Annotated in this window: 17 protein-coding genes; 12 read left to right on the top strand and 5 right to left on the bottom strand. The window is 71.8% G+C overall.

The window, feature by feature from the left end; all coding sequences use genetic code 11:
- Positions 1 to 3: 3 nt before the first annotated feature.
- A complete protein-coding gene (locus tag ACNNMR_RS40775; RefSeq protein ID WP_419999780.1) occupies positions 4 to 2,223 on the top strand; it encodes an NADP-dependent isocitrate dehydrogenase in 2,220 nt (739 codons plus the stop codon).
- A 66-nt stretch (positions 2,224 to 2,289) separates the two neighbouring features.
- On the opposite strand, the gene ACNNMR_RS40780 is transcribed toward ACNNMR_RS40775, so the two are convergent.
- Both ACNNMR_RS40780 and ACNNMR_RS40785 read right to left on the bottom strand, forming a co-directional pair.
- Entirely contained in the window at positions 2,290 to 3,621 is a 1,332-nt protein-coding gene (locus ACNNMR_RS40780; protein WP_419999781.1) for a carbohydrate-binding protein, read from the bottom strand.
- Between the two features lie 131 nt (positions 3,622 to 3,752).
- On the bottom strand, positions 3,753 to 4,688 hold the full coding sequence (locus ACNNMR_RS40785; RefSeq protein WP_419999782.1) for a LysR family transcriptional regulator: 936 nt from the start codon (positions 4,686 to 4,688) through the stop codon (positions 3,753 to 3,755).
- Positions 4,689 to 4,841: 153 nt separating this feature from the next.
- Between ACNNMR_RS40785 and ACNNMR_RS40790 the strand changes: the two genes are divergently transcribed.
- The 6 genes from ACNNMR_RS40790 (at position 4,842) to ACNNMR_RS40815 (ending at position 10,672) form a co-directional block, all read left to right on the top strand.
- Positions 4,842 to 5,432 (top strand): N-acetylmuramoyl-L-alanine amidase, encoded by a 591-nt coding sequence (locus tag ACNNMR_RS40790; protein ID WP_419999783.1) that lies wholly within the window; start codon positions 4,842 to 4,844, stop codon positions 5,430 to 5,432.
- A gap of 21 nt (positions 5,433 to 5,453) precedes the next feature.
- Positions 5,454 to 6,686: a phosphodiester glycosidase family protein gene (locus ACNNMR_RS40795; RefSeq protein WP_419999784.1), complete on the top strand. Its 1,233-nt coding sequence runs from the start codon at positions 5,454 to 5,456 to the stop codon at positions 6,684 to 6,686.
- A 30-nt stretch (positions 6,687 to 6,716) separates the two neighbouring features.
- Positions 6,717 to 7,601 (top strand): LysR family transcriptional regulator, encoded by an 885-nt coding sequence (locus ACNNMR_RS40800; RefSeq protein ID WP_419999785.1) that lies wholly within the window; start codon positions 6,717 to 6,719, stop codon positions 7,599 to 7,601.
- A 91-nt stretch (positions 7,602 to 7,692) separates the two neighbouring features.
- Positions 7,693 to 8,874 carry a mandelate racemase/muconate lactonizing enzyme family protein gene (locus ACNNMR_RS40805; protein ID WP_419999786.1) on the top strand — a complete coding sequence of 394 codons (1,182 nt, stop codon included), beginning with the start codon at positions 7,693 to 7,695 and terminating at the stop codon, positions 8,872 to 8,874.
- On the top strand, positions 8,871 to 9,809 hold the full coding sequence (locus tag ACNNMR_RS40810) for a dihydrodipicolinate synthase family protein (protein ID WP_419999787.1): 939 nt from the start codon (positions 8,871 to 8,873) through the stop codon (positions 9,807 to 9,809). Before ACNNMR_RS40805 ends, ACNNMR_RS40810 begins: the two co-directional genes overlap by 4 nt.
- Positions 9,806 to 10,672: an SDR family NAD(P)-dependent oxidoreductase gene (locus ACNNMR_RS40815; RefSeq protein ID WP_419999788.1), complete on the top strand. Its 867-nt coding sequence runs from the start codon at positions 9,806 to 9,808 to the stop codon at positions 10,670 to 10,672. Before ACNNMR_RS40810 ends, ACNNMR_RS40815 begins: the two co-directional genes overlap by 4 nt.
- 7 nt (positions 10,673 to 10,679) lie before the next feature.
- Here the strand turns inward: ACNNMR_RS40815 and ACNNMR_RS40820 are convergent, their stop codons facing one another.
- Together ACNNMR_RS40820 and ACNNMR_RS40825 are read right to left on the bottom strand one after the other, a co-directional pair.
- Positions 10,680 to 11,621 carry a YncE family protein gene (locus ACNNMR_RS40820; RefSeq protein ID WP_419999789.1) on the bottom strand — a complete coding sequence of 314 codons (942 nt, stop codon included), beginning with the start codon at positions 11,619 to 11,621 and terminating at the stop codon, positions 10,680 to 10,682.
- A gap of 69 nt (positions 11,622 to 11,690) precedes the next feature.
- Positions 11,691 to 12,866, bottom strand: a complete 1,176-nt coding sequence (locus ACNNMR_RS40825; protein ID WP_419999790.1) for a family 16 glycosylhydrolase — start codon at positions 12,864 to 12,866, stop codon at positions 11,691 to 11,693.
- Between the two features lie 134 nt (positions 12,867 to 13,000).
- Here ACNNMR_RS40825 and ACNNMR_RS40830 point away from each other — a divergent pair, with 134 nt between their 5' ends.
- The 4 genes from ACNNMR_RS40830 to ACNNMR_RS40845 are packed head-to-tail and all read left to right on the top strand — an operon-like array spanning position 13,001 to position 16,940.
- Positions 13,001 to 13,816 carry an IclR family transcriptional regulator gene (locus ACNNMR_RS40830; protein ID WP_419999791.1) on the top strand — a complete coding sequence of 272 codons (816 nt, stop codon included), beginning with the start codon at positions 13,001 to 13,003 and terminating at the stop codon, positions 13,814 to 13,816.
- Positions 13,813 to 14,727, top strand: a complete 915-nt coding sequence (locus ACNNMR_RS40835) for a carbohydrate ABC transporter permease (protein ID WP_419999792.1) — start codon at positions 13,813 to 13,815, stop codon at positions 14,725 to 14,727. The genes ACNNMR_RS40830 and ACNNMR_RS40835 overlap by 4 nt, the downstream gene beginning before the upstream one ends.
- Positions 14,728 to 14,732: 5 nt before the next feature.
- Complete coding sequence (locus tag ACNNMR_RS40840; protein ID WP_420000647.1) at positions 14,733 to 15,635, top strand: carbohydrate ABC transporter permease; 903 nt, start codon at positions 14,733 to 14,735, stop codon at positions 15,633 to 15,635.
- Between the two features lie 21 nt (positions 15,636 to 15,656).
- On the top strand, positions 15,657 to 16,940 hold the full coding sequence (locus ACNNMR_RS40845; protein WP_419999793.1) for an ABC transporter substrate-binding protein: 1,284 nt from the start codon (positions 15,657 to 15,659) through the stop codon (positions 16,938 to 16,940).
- Here the strand turns inward: ACNNMR_RS40845 and ACNNMR_RS40850 are convergent.
- Positions 16,930 to 17,742, bottom strand: a complete 813-nt coding sequence (locus ACNNMR_RS40850; protein ID WP_419999794.1) for an IclR family transcriptional regulator — start codon at positions 17,740 to 17,742, stop codon at positions 16,930 to 16,932. The genes ACNNMR_RS40845 and ACNNMR_RS40850 overlap by 11 nt on opposite strands.
- A gap of 231 nt (positions 17,743 to 17,973) precedes the next feature.
- Between ACNNMR_RS40850 and ACNNMR_RS40855 the strand changes: the two genes are divergently transcribed.
- Complete coding sequence (locus ACNNMR_RS40855) at positions 17,974 to 18,969, top strand: helix-turn-helix domain-containing protein (RefSeq protein WP_419999795.1); 996 nt, start codon at positions 17,974 to 17,976, stop codon at positions 18,967 to 18,969.
- The last annotated feature ends 22 nt before the right edge of the window (positions 18,970 to 18,991 follow it).

Below are 18,991 nucleotides of genomic sequence, written 5' to 3' on the forward strand. Positions count from 1 at the left end.
CCGGTGACAGACTCGACCATCATCTACACGCACACCGACGAGGCGCCGGCCCTGGCGACGAAGTCGTTCCTGCCGGTCATCGAGGCCTACGCCTCCACCGCAGGGGTGAGTGTGGAGACCCGCGACATCTCCCTCGCGGGCCGGATCATCTCGCAGTTCCCCGAGTACCTCTCGGAGGACCAGCGCATCCCGGACGCCCTCGCCGAGCTCGGCGAGCTGGCCAAGACCCCGGGCGCGAACATCATCAAGCTGCCGAACATCTCGGCCTCCGTCTCCCAGCTCAAGGCCGCGATCGCCGAGCTGCGCGAGCACGGCTACGCGCTGCCGGACTACCCGGACGAGCCGAAGACCGACGAAGAGCGCGAGATCGGCAAGCGCTACGACAAGGTCAAGGGCTCCGCGGTCAACCCGGTCCTCCGCGAGGGCAACTCCGACCGCCGCGCCCCCGCCTCCGTGAAGAACTACGCCAAGGCCCACCCGCACCGCATGGGCGCCTGGACCCCGGAGTCGAAGACCAACGTCGCCACCATGGGCGAGAACGACTTCCGCTCGACCGAGAAGTCCGCCGTCATCCCGGCCGACGGCGCGCTGAAGATCGAGCTCGTCGGTGACGACGGCTCCACCACCGTCCTCCGCGAGTCCGTCCCGGTCCTCGCCGGCGAGGTCGTCGACGCCTCCGTGATGCGCGTGGCGCAGCTGCGCGAGTTCCTCGCCGCGCAGGTCGCCCAGGCCAAGGCCGACGGCGTGCTGTTCTCGCTGCACCTCAAGGCCACGATGATGAAGGTCTCCGACCCGATCATCTTCGGCCACGCCGTCCGCGCCTTCTTCCCGAAGACCTTCGCCGAGTACGGCGCCACCCTCAAGGCCGCGGGCCTGAACCCGAACGACGGCCTCGCCAGCATCCTCAAGGGCATCGAGTCCCTCCCCGAGGGCGCCGCCATCAAGGCCTCCTTCGACGCCGAGCTCGCCGAGGGCCCGGAGATGGCGATGGTCGACTCCGACCGCGGCATCACCAACCTGCACGTGCCGTCCGACGTCATCGTCGACGCCTCCATGCCGGCCATGATCCGCACCTCCGGCCACATGTGGGGCCCGGACGGCGGCGAGCACGACACCCTCGCGGTCCTGCCCGACTCCTCGTACGCCGGCATCTACCAGGTCGTCCTCGACGACTGCCGGGCCAATGGCGCGTACGACCCGGCCACCATGGGCTCGGTCCCGAACGTCGGCCTGATGGCGCAGAAGGCCGAGGAGTACGGCAGCCACGACAAGACCTTCGAGGCGCCGACCGCGGGCACCGTCAAGGTCACCGACGGCTCCGGCAATGTCGTCCTGGAGCAGCAGGTCGCCGAGGGCGACATCTTCCGCATGTGCCAGACCAAGGACGCGCCGATCCGCGACTGGGTCAAGCTCGCCGTCACCCGCGCCCGCGCCACCGGCGACCCGGCCGTGTTCTGGCTGGACCAGACCCGCGCCCACGACGCGGAGCTGATCAAGAAGGTCGAGGCGTACCTGCGCGACCACGACACCACCGGCCTGACGATCGAGGTCATGGCGCCGGTCGACGCGATCCGCTTCTCCCTGGAGCGGATCCGCCGCGGCGAGAACACCATCTCCGTCACCGGCAACGTGCTGCGCGACTACCTGACCGACCTCTTCCCGATCCTGGAGCTGGGCACCAGCGCCAAGATGCTGTCGGTGGTGCCGCTGATGAACGGCGGTGGCCTCTTCGAGACCGGCGCCGGCGGCTCCGCGCCGAAGCACGTGCAGCAGCTCGTGAAGGAGAACTACCTGCGCTGGGACTCGCTCGGCGAGTTCCTCGCGCTGGCCGTGTCCTTCGAGCACCTCGCGCAGACCACGGACAACGCCCGCGCCCAGGTCCTCGCGGACACCCTGGACGCGGCCACGGCCACGTTCCTGAACGAGAACAAGTCGCCGACCCGCCGCGTCGGCGGCATCGACAACCGCGGCAGCCACTTCTACCTCGCCCTGTACTGGGCCCAGGAGCTGGCGAAGCAGACCAAGGACGCCGAGCTCGCGGGCGAGTTCGCCCCGCTGGCGAAGACGCTCTCCGAGCAGGAGGCGACGATCGTCGGCGAGCTGAACGGCGTCCAGGGCTCCCCGGCCGACATCGGCGGCTACTACCAGCCGGACGACGCCAAGGCCGCCTCGGTCATGCGCCCGTCGCAGACCCTGAACGCCGCGCTGGCGACGCTCAGCTGACGCTGAACATCTAGGTAAGTAAGGGGCGGCCCACCCGGAGGGCCGCCCCTTACTGCTCCCGCAAGGTCAGCCGCGCTGCCAGAGCGCCGGGACGTTCGGGGGCTCCCAGCCGGGCTGGGCCTGGTGGCCCTGCAGGCAGCGGTACGAGGCACCGCCGTAGGTCACCGTGTCGCCGGTCTTGTAGACCGTCCCGGCCGACCAGGTGCCCGGCTCACCCGGCCCCGGGTCACCCGGGCCCGAGCCGCTGGTGGTCAGCGTCAGCCCGTACGAGGACAGGATCGGGTTGATCGGGAAGTAGAAGGTCGTCCCGCCCGAGCGGCAGTTGCCCGAGCCGCCGGAGGTCACGCCCTGCGCCTGGCTGCCCGAGATGTACGAGCCGCCGGAGTCGCCCGGCTCGGCGCAGACGGTCGTCTGCGTCACGCCGTTGATGGTGCCCTCCGGGTAGGTCACCGACGTGTTGTGGCGCTGGATGGTGCCGCAGTGCCAGCCGGTGGTGGAGCCGGAGCGGCACACCGAGGAGCCGACCGGCGCCTGGGTGGAGCCGGCGACCTGCTGGCTGGAGCCGTTCACGGTCGGCGTGGAGCGCCAGTTGGTGTTGGTGGCCACCCAGGCCATGTCCTGGCCGGGGAAGACCGAGGCCTGGAAGCTGCCCTGGGCCGCCTGGTTGTAGCCGGTGGTCGTGGTGCCCGGGCGGCCGCAATGCCCGGCGGTGGCGAAGCCGTTGGTGGTGCCGCGGGTGATCGCGAAGCCGACCGAGCAGCGGCCGGTGCCGTTCATGTAGTACGCGTCGCCGCCGCGGATGTCGTAGAGCGCGCGCGGGCGTTCGGAGGTGCGGACCACACGTATCTGCGCCGGATCGGCCTTCGCCGCCCGTACGAACTCGCGTGCCGCCGCGGCGCGTACGGCCTCGACGGTGACGGTGTTGGTGCGGGCGTCCACGTACCAGACGGGGGCGTCGGCGGTGCGGGCCCGGGTAGCGGCCTTGTCGAGCTTCGCCCTGGTGGCTTCCAGCGCGCGCAGGCTGTGGTCGACGACCTTGGCCGTCGCTCCGCGCGCCTTGATCGCGGCGGCGTCGGAGCGGTCCGTCGTGGCGACCGTCAGGCGGGCCGATTCGGCGCCGCTGACCCAGGCGCCGGCGAAGTCCTTGCCCAGGGCCAGCTGAAGTCGGCCGGCATCGGCGCCCGCCCGCGCTTCGTTGGCCAGTCGGGCCTTGGCCTGCCCCGCCGTCAGGCCCAGGTCGCGCTGCATGGCGCGGAGCACCTCGGAGGAGGGTGAGGAGGTGGTGGCGTCGGTGTCGGGGGCGGCGGCCGCCGTATGCGGCAGTCCCGCCAGCGAAAGGGTGACGGCCGCGATGACCGTTGGTAAGGCTCTGCGTCGGCTGCGGAGTCGGAGGAGCATCAGGGGGTCTCCCGGTTCTGTTCCGGTGCTGCCATGGGGGAAGCGCTGCTGCGTGGAGCACCGGAAACGTAGAAGCGGAGGCCGGGACTTCGGGAGATGTCAGCTTTCCCTCTGCGCGGTGTTATGGCCCCTCAGGACAGCGCTGCCGCGTCCGGGCGGACCGCACGCAGCGCCTCCGCGTACGCCGCGCCGGCCAGCTCCAGCACCACGGGGGCGATCGCCGCGGTGGCCCCTCCTGGCCGGTGGCCGAGCAGATGCCGCCAGGTCAGCGGGTTGCCGCTCAACTCCCGGGTGGCCACGCCCGGCGCGCCGGGGAAGGTGGCCCGGCACAGGCCCACGGCGCGGCCGACCCGCGCCAGGTGCGCACAGGAGGCGGCGTCCGTCTCGTACAGCGAACCGGCCACCGCGCCGGCCCGCGCGCAGGCCGCGGTGAAGCAGTCCGCGAGGCAGCCGTCGCCGGGCACCGCGGTCCAGGCCCAGCCGTCCAGCGCGGCCAGGTCGAGCGGTCCGGGGTGATCCAGCGGGCCGCCGACCGCCACCATCAGCCGTACGGGATCCGCCGCCACCGGCTGCCAGCTGATCTGGTCGGCGGCGGGCGGCGTGCCCGAGCCGCAGGTGCCGATCAGCGCGAAGTCCAGCCGGCCGTCGGCGACCGAGGCGGCGAGATCCTCCTCCGACCAGGACGTACGGGTGGCGATGCGGACGCCGGGGCGGAGCGCGGCGAGCCGGTCGACCAGGCCGCCGAGCGGCTCGCCGTAGCCGGCGCCGATGCGCAGCGCGCGCCAGCCGTCCCCTGCGCTGCGGGCGAACTGAGCGGCCTCCTGCTGGAGTCCGTGCACCGCGGGCAGCACGATACGGGCCCGCTGCAGCACCAGCTCGCCGAGCGCCGTGGCCTGCACGCCCTGCCGGCCGCGCTCGAAGAGCGGCCCGCCCAGGGTGCGTTCGATGCGCTTGAGCTGCGCGCTCAGCGCGGGCTGGGCGAGGCCGAGGGCGGTGGCCGCCTTGGTGAGGCTGCCCGCGTCGTGGATCGCCCGTATCGCCTTCAGGTGCCGCAGCTCCAGGTCCATACCAACGAGCTTGCCCCAACTACCGCCTTTGGTGCGCCCATTGGCATGTTCCGATGCCTCTTGGCAGGGATTCACCGGCCGCTCATCATGGACTCGCACCATCGATCTGTCATGTACGCGCAAGCGCCCCACCGCCTGCATCGGGAGCCCCAGATGGACCTCGCCAGAGTGTCGCGCCGCCGCCTGCTCCAGGGTGCCGCCGTGACCGCGGCAGCAGCCGCCCTCGGCCCGCTCACCGCCCGCAACGCCTACGCCGCGGAGTATCCCCCCACGGAATTCATACCGGCGTCCCCGCAGAACTACCGCGTCGCGGACCGGCCCACGGAATTCCCTGTCGAACTGGTCGTCATCCACGTCACGCAGGAGTTCTACGACGACACCATCGCCATCTTCCAGGACCCGTCGCGGCAGGTGTCGTCCCACTACCTGGTCCGCTCCGAGGACGGCCACATCGCGAAGATGGTCGACGAGAAGGACGTCGCCTGGCACGCCGGCAACCGCGACTACAACGAGCGCAGCGTGGGCATCGAGCACGAGGGGTGGGTCGACGACCCGGCCTGGTTCACGGACGCGATGTACCGGCAGTCAGCCCTGCTGACCGCCGCGATCTGCACCACGTACAACATCCCGAAGGACCGTGAGCACATCATCGGCCACGTGGAGGTCCCCGGCACCGACCACACCGACCCCGGGCCCAACTGGGACTGGGACACCTACATGAAGTACGTACAGGAAGCGGGCTGATCACACCCTGGGGGGGGGATCTTGAGAAAGCGCACCGCACTCAACGTCCTCGCGGCCTGCGCCGCGAGCCTCGCGCTGGCCGGCACCGTCGCGCCGGTGGCGCACGGCGACGACCGTGACGTACGGCTGTCCGCGGCCGCACCCGTCGCGCCCGGCGTCGACTACCGATCCTTCACCTTTCCCGCCTCGCACGGCAGCGTCACCGGACACCTGGTCACGGTCGACCTGTCCGACCGCCACGTCCGCACCGACCTGCTGTACCCGGGCGCGGTCGGCGCCCGCTCCCCGGTCTCCGGCATGGCGAACACCAGCGGCGCGGTCGCGGCGGTGAACGGCGACTTCTTCAACATCGACGAGTCCCAGCACCCCGGCGTGGAGGCCACCGGCGCCCCCGTCGGCCCCGCGATCGCCGGCGCCCGCCACCTGAAGGCCGCCGTCCCCAACTCGCAGCGTTTCGGCCCCGCCCTGCCGCCCGGCGACACCACCGAGGACGTGATCGGCGTCGGCATCGACCGCAGGGCCCGCCTCGACCGGCTGAAGCTCCGCGGCGCCGCGATCACGCGCGACGGCACGCTGCCGCTGGCCGGGCTGAACCAGTACGCCCTGGCCGAGGGCGGCATAGGCGCCTTCACCGCGAAATGGGGCACCACCTCCCGCGTACGGGCCACCTGCGGCAGCGACACCCGCCGCGGCGACCCCTGCAGCACCGACACCCACGAGGTGACGATCAGCCGCGGCCGGGTCGTGGCCACCTCCGACACCCCGGGCCGCGGCCCCATCGCCGCGGGCACCACCGTGCTGGTCGGCCGCGAAGCCGGCGCCCAGCAGCTGCGCAAGCTCGGCGTCGGCGAACCGGCGGCGGTCGGGCACCACTTGGCGCCGACCAGCCCGGTGCCGTACGCCTTCGCCGTCGGCGGCTACCCGATCCGCCGCGGCGGCGCGCCGCTCCCCGGTGTGGATACGGTGGCCGCCGCCGCCCGCACCTCGGCAGGCATCGGCGACGCGGGCCACCGCCTGTACCTCCTCGCCCTCGACGGCAATGCCGAGACCAGCGCGGGCCTGACCATCGCGGAGCTGGCCGACATGATGGGCGAGCTCGGCGCGACCGACGCGGTGAATCTCGACGGCGGCGGCTCCTCGACCCTGGCGGTACGGGACCCGGGCGCCGCGACGGTCACGGTCAAGAACCGGCCGCCGGGGTCCTTCGAGCGCCCGGTGCCCAACGGGATCGGCGTTTTCAGCAGGTCGCGGTAGCCTCTGCGAAAACGCGCCACCGGGGGGACCGTGGAGATACGTGAGCTGGAGATATTCCTGACCCTGGCCGAAGAGCTGCACTTCGGCCGCACCGCCCAGCGACTGCACGTCACCGCGGCCAGGGTCAGCCAGGCGATCAAGAAACAGGAGCGCCGCATCGGCGCGAAGCTCTTCGACCGCAACAGCCACCACGTGGCGCTCACGCCGATCGGCAAGCAGCTCTACGACGACCTGCTGCCCGTGTACCGCGGCCTCCTCGAAGGCGTGGAGCGGGCGCGGCGGACCGCGGGCCAGGAGACGGAGATGCTGCGGCTCGGCATGATCTCCACCAACGGCGAGGACCTGCGCCCTTTCCGCGACGCCTTCACCGAGCGCCGCCCCGGCTGCCGGCTGCAGATCCGCAGCGTCGGCTACGACAACCCCTTCGACAAGCTCCGCGACGGCACCATCGACGTGCTCCTCGCCTGGCTCCCGGTCCAGGAGCCGGACCTCACCGTCGGCCCGCTCGTCTACACCGAGCAGGTCATGCTCCTCGTCTCGCCCGACCACGCCCTGGCGGGCCGCGAGTCCGTCTCGTACGAGGTCTTCGCCGACGAGACCGTGCTGGCGGGCGTCATGCCGGACTACTGGCGCAACTCGCTGATCCCCACCCACACGCCCAGCGGGCGGCCCATCGCGAAGGGGCCGGAGGTGACCAGCAACGTCGAGGTGATCACGTACGTGAGCAGCGGTGAGGCGGTCTCCGCCGGGCATGCGCACGGGCTGCGCTACTACGTGCGGCCCGACATCGTCTTCCTCCCCGTCCACGACGCGCCGCCCGCCCGATGGGCGCTGGTCTGGCGCACGAACGCCGTCACCGACGCCATCCGCGACCTCGCCCGCACCGTATCGGAGCTGGGGCCACGCGAACTGTGAAGTCGGATGCACTTCTTGCATGACGCTTGCACCATGTGGGAATCTGCCGTCAGCTTAGGCGTAGTTGATCGCTGATCGCTTGGATGGTGCCATGCCCCGTATCACTGATGTCCGGGTCTACACCCTGAAGTTGCCGCACGACGAGACCTACCTCGGGCGGCTCGACGACGGGAGTGAACTCACCGACGACCGCGGATACGTGGTGCGCGAGCCGTGGCGCAGCCTGTACTCGTCGCGCTTCGAGACGCTGCTGGTGCGGGTGACCGCCGAGGACGGCACGGCGGGGTGGGGGGAGGCGCTGGCGCCCGTCGGGCCCGAGGTGCCGGGGCACGCGGTGGCCGCGCTGCTGAAGCCGGTGCTGCTCGGGATGCCGGTGGGTGCCGTACGGCCCGCCTGGCACCGGCTCCGCGACCTGATGCGGGAGCGCGGCCATCTGGCCGGACACCAGGCGGACGCCCTCGCGGCGGTGGATATCGCGCTGTGGGACCTGGCGGGTCGGCACGCCGGGCTGCCGGTCGCCGAACTGCTGGGTGGCGCCTTCCGCGACGTGCTGCCCGCGTACGTCTCCGGGCTGCCCCGCGACACCGACGCCGAACGCGCCGAACTCGCCCGCGAGTGGGCGGAGAAGGGGGCGTACCGGATCAAACTGCACCTCGGCCGCGGCGTCGAGGCCGATCTCGCCACCGTGGACGCCGTGCTCGGCGCCGATCCGCGGCTGCGGGTCGCGGTCGACGCGCACTGGGCGTACGGGCTGCCGGACGCGGCCCGGCTCGGCCGCGAACTGGAGCGGCGCGGGCGGGTGCTGTTCCTGGAGGCGCCGCTCGTGCCCGAGGATGCGGCGGGCCACGGCGAGCTGCAGCGCCGCCTCGACCTGCCGGTGGCGGTGGGGGAGACGCTGCGGAACCGGTACGAGTTCGCGGACTGGCTGGGCAGGCGGGCGATGTCCCTCGCCCAGCCCGACGTCGGCCGTACGGGCATCACCGAAGCCCTCGCCATCGCCGGACTGGCCGCCGTCCACCACATACCCGTCGCCCCGCACCACTCGGTCGGCCTCGGCGTCGTCACCGCCGCCGGGCTGCACTTGGCGGCGGCGGTGGCGGACATGCCGTTCTTTGAATACCAGCCCACCACCTGGCAGGTCGCGAGCCGCATCCTGCGCACGCCGCTCGCGGGCGGCCCGGGGGAGGGCATCCCGCTGCCGGAAGGCCCGGGGCTCGGCATCGACGTCGACACCGAATTCATCGTCAAGCACGCAGAGGAGATCACCGCATGACCCGGCCCGTACGCGGACTCGTCCCGGTCCTAGCCACCCCCTTCACCGCCGACGGCAGCCTGGACCGGGCCTCGCTGCGGCGGCTGGTGGAGTGGCAGTTGAGCTCCGGGGCCGACGGGGTCGCCGTCTTCGGGATGGCGAGCGAGGGCTTCGCGCTGACGGGGGCCGACCGGGCGGCGGTGCTGGAGGACGTCACGGCGGTGGCGGGCGGCGCGGTGCCGGTCGTGGCCGGTGTCAGCCCGACGAGCCTGGTCACGGCGTTGGAGCAGGTGGACCAGGCGGTGGCGGGCGGGGCGGACGCACTGATGGTGCTGCCGCCGTATCTGGCGAAGCCGTCGGCGCAGCAGCTCGTCGACTTCTACGGCGCGGTGGGGGAGCGGGCGGGTGGCGCCTCGGTGATGGTGCAGGACGCCGCCGGGGTGACCGGGGTGCCCATGCCCGTACCGCTGATCACGGAGTTCGGGAAGCTGGCCGGGGTCGACTCGGTCAAGGTCGAGTCCGCTCCGACCGCCCCGAAGATCGAGGCGGTCGCGGCGGCGGCACCGGACGGCTTCGAGGTGCTGGGCGGGCAGAACGCCTTCTTCCTGCTGGAGGAGCTGGCGGCGGGGGCGGTGGGGACGATGCCGGCGTGCGAGTTCACGGATGCGCTGCGAGTGGTGCTGGATGACTGGTCGGCGGGGCGGGTGGCGGATGCCCATGCGGCGTACGAGCGGCTGCTGCCGCTGATCCGGTTCGGGATGCAGCCTGGGCTGGCGTGGGCTGTGCACAAGGAGGTGTTGGTGCGGCGCGGGATCGTGGCGAGTGCGACGGTGCGGATGCCGGCGCAGGACCTGTCGGAGGCGGTCAGGGGGCAGTTGGAGGGAGTACTCGACCGATTGGGGCTCCCTGCCGCGGCGGCGCCGGTGCCCGCGAGCCGGGTGGAGAAGGGGCGGTGAGCGGAGGTCGCAGCGGGGCCGGGGGCCTGGCGGCGGACGCGAGCGGGGGCGGGGGCGCGGAGGCGGGCGGGGGGCTGGGCGCGGAGGCTGGCGGGCAGGGCCGTGGGAGAGCGGCTGCGGCGCGCGGGGTCCTCGTCATCGGCGGTGAGTCGCCGGTCGGGGAGGCGGTCGCGACGGCCTTCGCTGAGGGCGGCGACCACGTCGCGGGCTGCGGCCTGCGCGGCAGCGCGCACCCGGCGTACGCGCTGTATCAGGAGGCGGACTGCGCGGATCCGGAGACGGCACGCGGCTGCGTGGAGAAGGCGGTGGCCGCCCTGGGGCGGCTGGACGTCCTCGTCCTGGCCGCCGCGGCGATGCCGGTCGCGCGGGCCGCGGAGACCACCGACGAGCAGTGGCGGCTGGCCCAGGCGGCCACGCTCGACACCGCCTTCTATGTAACGCGCGCGGCCCTGGCGCACCTTGGCGGCAGTGCCGGGGGCGGCGGGGCTGCGGGCGGCGGCGCCATTGTCGCGGTCTCCTCCGTCAATGCCTTCCTCGCCGCCCCGGGCCTGCCCGGATACGCCGCGGCCAAGGCAGGGGTCGAGGGGCTCATCCGGCAGCTCGCCCTCGATTACGGGCCGCGGGGTATCCGCGCCAACTCCGTCGCGCCTGGGATGATCGGCGCCCCGCCGCTGGAGAACATCGCCGAGGGCTACCCCCTCCGCCGCACCGGCACCGCCCAAGAGGTCGCCGCCGCCGTCCACTTCCTCGCCTCGCCCGCGGCATCCTTCATCACCGGCGCCGTGCTGCCCGTGGACGGCGGGCTCAGCATCTCCTCGCCCGCCGCCTGGCTGCGGCCCGACCTGCGGGAGCGGTTTCTGTAGGGAGCTGTCAGCCGTCGAGGGCGATGCGGGTGAGTACGTCCTCGCCGGCCGGTCCGGAGCCGGACTTGTCGGCCACGTACGCCGCACCGGCCGCGATCGCGACGTGGTTGGGGAACTTGCCCGTGGGCACCGTCCGCACGACGGCGCCCGTGCCCGGGTCCACGGCGGTCACGTCGCCCGCGAGCCGGTTGACGACCAGGAATTCGCCCGTACGCGGGTCGAAGGACGCGGACTTGGCACCCGCGCCGGTGGGCACGGACGCGGTGGCCTCGCCCGTGCGCAGGTCGACCACCGTGAGCGTGCCGCCGGTCTGGTCGGCGGTGCAGGCGGTACGGCCGTCGGCGGACAGGGCGACGGAAAGCGGCCCATCGCCGGCAGGGAGGACACGCGGGGTGGCGGCGCCCGGCGTGACCTCGATGATGCGGCTGCGCGTGAAGTCGGCGGCGTAGAGCGCGCCGGTGCGCCGGTCCACGTCCAGGCCCGTGGGCCCGGCACCGTCGACCGTGACGCGCCGCTTCTCCTCGTACGTCCGCGAGTCGAACGCCACCAGCGCCCCCGTCCCGAACGCGCTCGCCCATACGGTGCCGTGCTCCGCGTCGACCACGATCTCCCGGGCGTGCGCCACGCCCGGGAGGGTGGCCAGGTGCTCGCCGTCCGCCTGGCGGTAGACGGAGACCGAGTCGTCGAGGGTGTTCGTGGTCCACACCGTGTCCTGCTCGTCGTCCACCGCGACCCCGAATACGGCCCGTACCGCCCCGGTCTCCGCGTCCGTGACCGGCAGCGGGTACGCCGCCTCGATTCGCAGCGTCCGCGGGTCGAGGCGCAGCAGCCGGGAGTCGGTGACCAGCGGGGGGCGGCCGACCGAGGCGGTGACCCACAGGGCCTGATGCCGGTCCGAGTACGCGGACTGGAACAGGCCCTGCGCGACGGGTCTGGCGAGCGGGGGCATGGGACTCCCATCACTTGGCAAAGATTAGGTAAGGCTCGCCTAATCTAAGCCATGGCGTGGTGGCCCGCGCTAGCGCCGTACGAACTTGACCGCGTCCGCGTGTGCGCAGCCCACACCGCTCGCGGTCAGCGACACCGCGGCGCCGGTCCCGGCCCCGTACGACTGCGTGCCGAGGGAGACCCAGCCGCTGCTGCCGGAGCGCTCGTCGAGGGTGCGGTTGGTGACGCTGCCGTTGTTGTCGAGCGACACCTTGGCGGCGGGGTCGCCGCCCGTCGTGGAGGCGGTCTTCCAGATGTACGCCTCATAGCTGCCGGCCGACTTGATGTCGGGGCGCCAGGTCGCGCGGGCGCCCGCGGCGCAGCCGTAGTCCACCGGGGAGCCCTTGGTCCAGCCGGTGAGGGAGCTGCGCTGCCAGGTGCCGGCGGTGGAGTAGGCGTACGCGGCCGGGCCGTCGTTGTCGGCGTAGTAGTCGCGCTGCCAGTAGCGGACGTAGTCGAACTGGGCGGCGGACGGGAGCTTGGCGGTGTCGGGCGGGGTGGCGCCGTACGCGATGGACGTCAGCCACAGCGAGACGTAGTCGTGCGTGCCGGCCGACGGCGCATACGCGGCCGAGTACTTCAGCACCCCGTCCAGGTAGAACTTCACCCCGGTCTCCGACCAGTCGAAGCCATACGTATGCCAGTCCCGCAGGTCCGTGCCCGTGTCGTAGTGCCCCGAGCCCCAGTGCTTTGCCCCGTCGGCCGTGGGGCCGGTCCACGCGTGGACATTGTGCGACGTCTTGGTCGGGTTCACCGAGTCCGTCTCGAAGCCGTCCACCTCCGTCCGGCGGTCGTCCGGGAACGTCGTGCTGCCGTCGCCCGCCATCAGCCAGAACGACGTGTGCCAGCCCGCCCCGTCGTTGATCTTCGCGCGGGTCTCGTAGTAGCCGTAGCGGAGCTTCTTCTTGGCGATCACGCCGCCGCCGGTGAAGTCCTTGCCCGCGTACGCCTCCTTCTTGAGGTTCAGGCTGAGCAGGCCGTTCGCCTGGGTGACGTTCTGCGGGCGCTGGGCGCTGTTGGCCTTCACATCCGTACGGAAGGTCCACTTGCCGGTGTCGACCGATGAGCCGGTGAACTCGTCGCCGTACGCGAGCCGCCAGCCGGTCCCGGGCGGGCCCGCGGCGACGGCCGGCTCCGCTGAAGAAGCCGCGGGGGCGGTTCCGGTCAGCAGGGCGACTGCCGCGAGAGCGATGGTGGTTCGTCTCAAGCCGTGCATTACGACCTCCGTAAGTCCCGTGTGGGGCAGGCGAATTGGAGGGAGAGTGTCACGAGGGTTGACGGCTACGCAATATGTGGGCAACGATCCCGCATGTTGCAAGGCAGATTCACTGGAGTTGGTCGATGGCATCGGATCAGGGCAATAACCAGAGCGTGGAGCGGGCGATGGCCGTCCTCGGCGTCTTCGGAGACGGGCACCCCGAGCTGCGGGTCTCCGACGTCGTACGGATCACCGGGCTCGGCACGTCCACCACCTCGCGGCTGCTCGCCACCCTCGAGTCGCTGGACTTCGTCGAACGCGACGGACTCAGCGGCCTGTACCGCCTCGGCACCGCGCCGATCACGCTCGGCGGCGTCGCCGTGAACAACCACCCCGTGCACCGCGAGGCCCGGCAGCTCGCCCAGGAGCTCGCCGCCCGCCTCGAACTCGGCGCCAATGTCGCGATCCGGCACGGCGCCGCGCTGTTCTACCTGCTCAACTTCGAGGGCCGGCAGGCCCCGCGCTCCACCGTCCTGACCGGCCAGCGCAAGCCGCTGCACGCCACCGGGCTCGGCAAGTGCCTGCTCCTCGGCCTCACTCCCGAGCAGCGCCGCGAGCTGCTGCCGGAGGCCGAACTGCACGGCTTCACGCACGCCACCATCACCAGCCACCGGCAGCTCGACGCCGAGCTGGAGCAGGCGGCCCGGCACGGCTACGCCACCGAAGTCGAGGAGCTCGCCCACGGCCGCTCCTGCGTCGCCGCCCCCATCCGCGACCGCACCGGCGCCATCACCGCCGCCATCTCCATCTCCGGGCCGCTGTCCACGGTCGCCCTCGACCGGCGCGAGACGGAGCTGGCGCGGGCGGCCATCGAGGCGGCCGACTCGATCAGCGTCGGCCTCGGTTACGTAGGACCGCGCGGCGCACCCGCCGCCGTACCGGAGAGGAGCCGGGCGTGACCACCACCGGCACAGCGCCACCACCAAAGTCCCGGCACGGGCAGAAGCTCTCCAACGGCGCCTTCGCGCTGCTGCTCACCCTGCCCGGCATGGCGCTCTTCGGCGCGATCGTGCTCTACCCGCTGATCGCCTCGATCACCACCGGGTTCTTCAAGCAGGACCTGCGCTTCCCCGGCCGCACCTGGGCGGGGCTGCAGAATTACGCGGACGTCCTCGACCGGGACTTCTGGCCGGTGCTGCAGCACACCCTGGTCTTCACCGTGGGCGCCACCGCCATCCCCTTCGTGATCGGTTTCGCCCTCGCGCTGGCCCTCAACAGCGGGCTCAAGGGCAGCGGCTTCCTGCGCGGGCTCTTCCTCTTCCCCTGGGTGATCCCCGGCGTCGTCGTCTCCTTCCTCTGGATGTGGATCTTCAACGCCAACTACGGGGTGCTCAACGGCGCCCTCATGAAGGCCGGGATCATCGACGAGTCCATCAGCTGGCTCGGCGAGCCCACCACCGCCATGCTCGCCGTGATCATCACCAAGACCTGGGCGAGCTTCCCCTGGATGATGGTGATGCTCCTCGCCGGGCTGCAGACGGTGCCGCGCGAGCTGCATGAGGCGGCCGCCGTCGATGGCGCGGGTGCGGTGCGCCGCTTCTTCGCCGTGACCTGGCCGGGCGTACGGGCCGTCGCCGCGATCACCGTCCTGCTGGAGTTCATCTGGAACTTCCAGCACTTCGACACCATCTACGTCCTCACCGGCGGCGGCCCCGCGGGTGCCACCGAGACCTTCGCCGTCGCCGTCTACCAGGACGCCTTCAAGGGTTACGACCTCGGCCACGCGACCGCGCTCGGCGGGCTGTGGATGCTGCTGCTCCTGGTGCTCGTCGGGGTGTATCTCAAGACCTCTGAACGGGAGGCGAAGTGACTGCCGTGCTGGTCAAAGAGGCCACCGCACCGGAGGCCCGGCGCGGTCACCCGGCGGGCCCCCGCCGGCCGCGCCGCCGCCCCGACCAGATCCGCTCCGCCATCGCCGCGTGGATCGCGGTCGCGGTGATCGGACTGTTCGCGCTGCTGCCGCTGTACTGGCTGCTGGTGACGTCCGTCAGCCCGAAGGAGCAGGTGTTCCAGTTCCCGCCGAAGCTCTTCCCGACGGACTTCACCCTCGACAACTTCCGGGCCTTCGCCGAGAACGACGCGCTCTTCGACTACATGGTCAACAGCGTCATCGTGGCCGTACTGACGTCGCTGCTGAGCGTGGTCGTGGCGACGTACATGGGGTATTCGTTCTCGAAGTTCCGCTATCGCGGCCGCAAGTCGCTGATGAACTTCGTGCTCGCCTCGCAGATGTTCCCGCAGGCGCTGCTGCTGATCACGCTCTACGCGGTCTTCCGGCAGTTCGGGCTCCTGGGCAGCTATACGGCGCTGATCCTGTCCTTCGCGACCTTCACCATGCCGCTGTGCGTGTGGATGCTGAAGGGGATCTTCGACACCGTGCCCGACGCGCTGCTCGAAGCCGCCGCCATCGACGGGGCGTCGCGGTGGCGCACCCTGCACACCATCGTCGCGCCGCTGGCCGCGCCCGGCATGATCGCGGCCGGGCTCTTCGCCTTCGTCCGCGGCTGGAACGACTTCATCTTCGCGCTCACGCTCGCCGACAAGGACACCATGACCCTCCCGCCGGGCCTGGTGAACACGTACATCGGCGAGTTCCAGACCGCCTGGCCCGCGCTGATGGCGGCCTCGCTGGTGGTCTCGCTGCCCGTCGTCATCGCCTTCATGTTCCTGCAGCGCTACCTCGTCGGCGGGCTCACCGCCGGCGCGGTGAAGAGCTGACCGCCCTCAAGGAGACCCCGCATGCGTACACCCGGATTCAACCGCCGCACCACTCTCAGACTGTTCGGTGCCGCGTCGCTCGGCATAGCCGCCGGCGCCTGCGCGCCCTCCGGCGGCAGCACCGACAGCGGCGGCGACGCCAAGGCGAAGAACTTCGGCTTCACGTCGTGGTCGCTGAACGAAGAGGCCACCAAGCCGATGGTCAACAAGATCGTCAAGTCCTGGGAGTCGGGCCACAAGGCGAAGATCAAGACGACCGCGTACCCGTACAACGAATACCTCCAGCAGCTCACCCTCAAGCTCAACGGCGGCGAGATCACCGGCGCCGTCCACCTCGACGTCGCCTGGCTCGCCGCGATCGCGCAGATGGGCAAGCTCGTCGACCTGGGGGAGACGGCCCGGAAGGGCGGCTACACCTCGATCGCGCAGAAGAGCGGGCAGTACGACGGCAAGCAGTACGGACTCCCGTGGAGCACCGGCTCCATCGGCCTGATCGGCAACCAGAAGCTGCTGGACGAGGCCGGGATCAAGAAACTGCCGCAGACCATCGGGGAGTTCGAGGACGCGCTGCGGGCACTGAAGGACCTCAAGGGCGTCACTCCGTACGCGGCCGCCACCAAGGTCGCGCAGCTGAAGGACATCTTCCCCTGGATGCAGACCTTCGGCTGCACCATCCTCGAGAACGGCAGCGTCACCATCGGCGACGACGCCTCCATCGACGCCGTCGCCTGGTACAAGAAGCTCCACGACGCGGGGCTCATCGCCAAGGACGTGGACCGCTTCGACGCCCGCGCGCTCTTCGGCCAGGGCACGGTCGGCTTCTACGACGACGCGGTCATCGGCAAGGGCGCCACCCTCGCCACCGCGAAGGACAAGAAGCTCGCGGACGCGATGGTGCCGGTGGCCCGGCCCGTACTCAAGCGCGGCGACGATCCGCAGGCGCTGCTGTGGGGCGGCGTACTCGCGGTGGTGAAGGGCGAGGGCTCCGACTCGGCCACCGACTTCGCACTGCACACGACCTCGGACGTCGAGACCGCGGTCGACTACTTCCAGAAGGTGGCCTACCCGCCCGCCACCACGAAGGCGCTGGCCGACCCGAAGGTCGCGGCGGACACCTTCACCTCCGACTGGACCAAGAAGATCACGAAGACGGCGTCACCCGGCCCCTTCTGGACGTACGCGAAGAACGCCCAGATCGAGGAGGCCGTCGCCAAGCAGGTGCAGGCGGTCCTGGTCGGTCAGTCCTCACCGAAGGACGCGATGAAGCGGGCCCGCGAGGAGGTGACCACGCTCATCAAGGGGTGACGGTCGCCTGGGCCATGAAGCCGAGGCTGGTGGAGATGTGGTCGGCGGCTTCGATGACCTTTGCCGCCAGTTCGTCCTGGCGGCGCGGCAGGTCCATCGCCGAGAGTGAGCCGGAGACGGAGACCGCGGCGATGACGTCGCCCGAGCGGTCGCGGACCGGGGCCGACAGGCAGGCGCGGCCGAAGGCGAGTTCCTCGATCTCGGTGGCGTAGCCGCGGGAGCGCACTTCCTGGAGGGACTTGAGGAGGCCGGCGGCCGTGGTGAGGGTGTGCGGGGTGTAGGCGGGGTACGTCGCGCCCATCACCTCGCGCACCTGCGCCTCGCCGAGGCCGGAGAGCAGCGCCTTGCCCATCGCGGTGGAGTGCAGCGGCGCGGAGCGGCCGGTGAGGGTGAACGAGCGCGGTGCCTGCGGGCCTTCGAAGTGGCACAGATAGAACATCGCGTCGCCGTGCCGCTCCGCCACATTCGCGCCGAGCCCCAGCTCGTGCGCCAGATTCTGGGCGACCTGCCGCGCGGCCCGGTGCACCGGCGACTGGTTGAGCGCGATGCCGGCCAGCTCGACCACCTTCGGCCCGATCCGGTGCAGTCCGCTCCGCTCGTCCCGTACGAGATAGCCGAGCGTCTCCAGCGCGGCGACCAGCCGCGAGACCGTCGACTGCCCGAGCCCGGTCAGCTCCACGAGCTCCGCGATCCGCCGCTCGGGATGCTCATCGCTGAAATACGACAGCAGCGACAGCGCCCGCTCCACACTCTGCGTCCCGGTGCCGGTACCCCCGGCACTGGCGGACCCCGACCGCGCCATCGCGCCCTCACCCCTTATGCCGTAGTGCAGCCATCCAGATGGTGGATGCTACATGGGCATACGGAAGCGCGGACAGCCGACGACCCCCCGTCCGCCGTCGGTTGCCCGCGCCGGTCCATCCAAGTGAATTTGCCGCAGGGGTTGCGTTCGGGCAAGCGAGTTTTGCTCCCGAGCGAAAGAGCGTGGTCAGCCAGGCACACGCGGTTACGAACCCGGGCGCGCTGTGGGAGCATGCGAGCCGTGTTGCGCATCCACTTCACGGGCGTAGATCTGGTGCGTACGCGGCTCGCGTCCGGGCCCGACCCGATGTGGGAGACGGTGCTGAGCCTGCAGATGCTGCGGGCCGGCTATGGCGGGGGCGCCTTCGGTGACTGGCGGCGGGAGGCGCGGGCGGCGGTGCGCGCGGCGGGGCAGGGGCGGCTGCTGCGCGACGTGCTGTTTCCGCTGACGCCGGACGCCTCGTACTTTCCCGACTTCCTCACCCCGCCCGAGGGGCTGCTGGGCCTGCAGGCCGGTGTCGAGGCGTTGCGGGCCACGCCGCGGCGCCGGCTGCGCGCGGAGGTCGCGCGGGTCGAGGTGCCGGAGCGGCTGGCGCCGTGGGCGCGCCGGCTGGTGGCTGCCGATCGCGAGGTGCTGGCGGACCTGGGGGCGGGCATGGCCGCGTACCACCGGACGGTGCTGGCGCCCGGCTGGGAGGGGATGGCCGGGCATGCGGAAGCCGACCTGGCGCGCCGGGCCCGGCTGCAGCGGACGTCCGGGACGGAGGGGCTGCTGAGCGGGTTCGCGCCGATGATGCGCTGGCGGCGGCCGGTGCTGGAGATCCCCAAGCAGGTGGACCGCGATCTGTACTTGAACGGGCGCGGCCTGGTGCTGATCCCGTCGTATTTCTGCTGGCTGAACCCGATTCCCCTGGCCGACCCCGGGCTGCCGCCCACGCTCGTCTACCCACTGCGGCCGGTGCCGTCGGAGCCCGGCGCCCGGGACGTCGCGGCCTCGCTGCGGCGGCTGATCGGCGGCACCCGGGCGCGGGTGCTGGAGGCGGCGGCGGACGGCGTGACCACCACGGAGCTCGCCAGCCGGCTCGGCCTGTCGGCGGCGGGCGCGAGCGCGCATGCGCGGGTGCTGCGGGAGGCCGGGCTTGTCGTGAGCGTGCGGGATGCGAATGCGGTGATCCATACGCGGACGCCGCTGGGAGACGCGCTGCTGGCCGGGGGAGCGGCGGGCTGAAAGAGGCTGAATGAGCCGGCCC

Source organism: Streptomyces boninensis (assembly GCF_048572725.1).
Taxonomy (GTDB): Bacteria; Actinomycetota; Actinomycetes; order Streptomycetales; family Streptomycetaceae; genus Streptomyces; species Streptomyces boninensis.

Excerpts from the sequence above, each read along its gene's own strand:
- ACNNMR_RS40855 (WP_419999795.1), top strand. The coding sequence starts at position 17,974 with ATGCGAGCCGTGTTGCGCATCCACTTCACGGGCGTAGATCTGGTGCGT.
- ACNNMR_RS40790 (WP_419999783.1), top strand. The coding sequence starts at position 4,842 with ATGGACCTCGCCAGAGTGTCGCGCCGCCGCCTGCTCCAGGGTGCCGCC.
- ACNNMR_RS40845 (WP_419999793.1), top strand. The coding sequence starts at position 15,657 with ATGCGTACACCCGGATTCAACCGCCGCACCACTCTCAGACTGTTCGGT.
- ACNNMR_RS40780 (WP_419999781.1), bottom strand. The coding sequence starts at position 3,621 with ATGCTCCTCCGACTCCGCAGCCGACGCAGAGCCTTACCAACGGTCATC.
- ACNNMR_RS40805 (WP_419999786.1), top strand. The coding sequence starts at position 7,693 with ATGCCCCGTATCACTGATGTCCGGGTCTACACCCTGAAGTTGCCGCAC.
- ACNNMR_RS40830 (WP_419999791.1), top strand. The coding sequence starts at position 13,001 with ATGGCATCGGATCAGGGCAATAACCAGAGCGTGGAGCGGGCGATGGCC.
- ACNNMR_RS40850 (WP_419999794.1), bottom strand. The coding sequence starts at position 17,742 with ATGGCGCGGTCGGGGTCCGCCAGTGCCGGGGGTACCGGCACCGGGACG.
- ACNNMR_RS40810 (WP_419999787.1), top strand. The coding sequence starts at position 8,871 with ATGACCCGGCCCGTACGCGGACTCGTCCCGGTCCTAGCCACCCCCTTC.
- ACNNMR_RS40820 (WP_419999789.1), bottom strand. The coding sequence starts at position 11,621 with ATGCCCCCGCTCGCCAGACCCGTCGCGCAGGGCCTGTTCCAGTCCGCG.
- ACNNMR_RS40785 (WP_419999782.1), bottom strand. The coding sequence starts at position 4,688 with ATGGACCTGGAGCTGCGGCACCTGAAGGCGATACGGGCGATCCACGAC.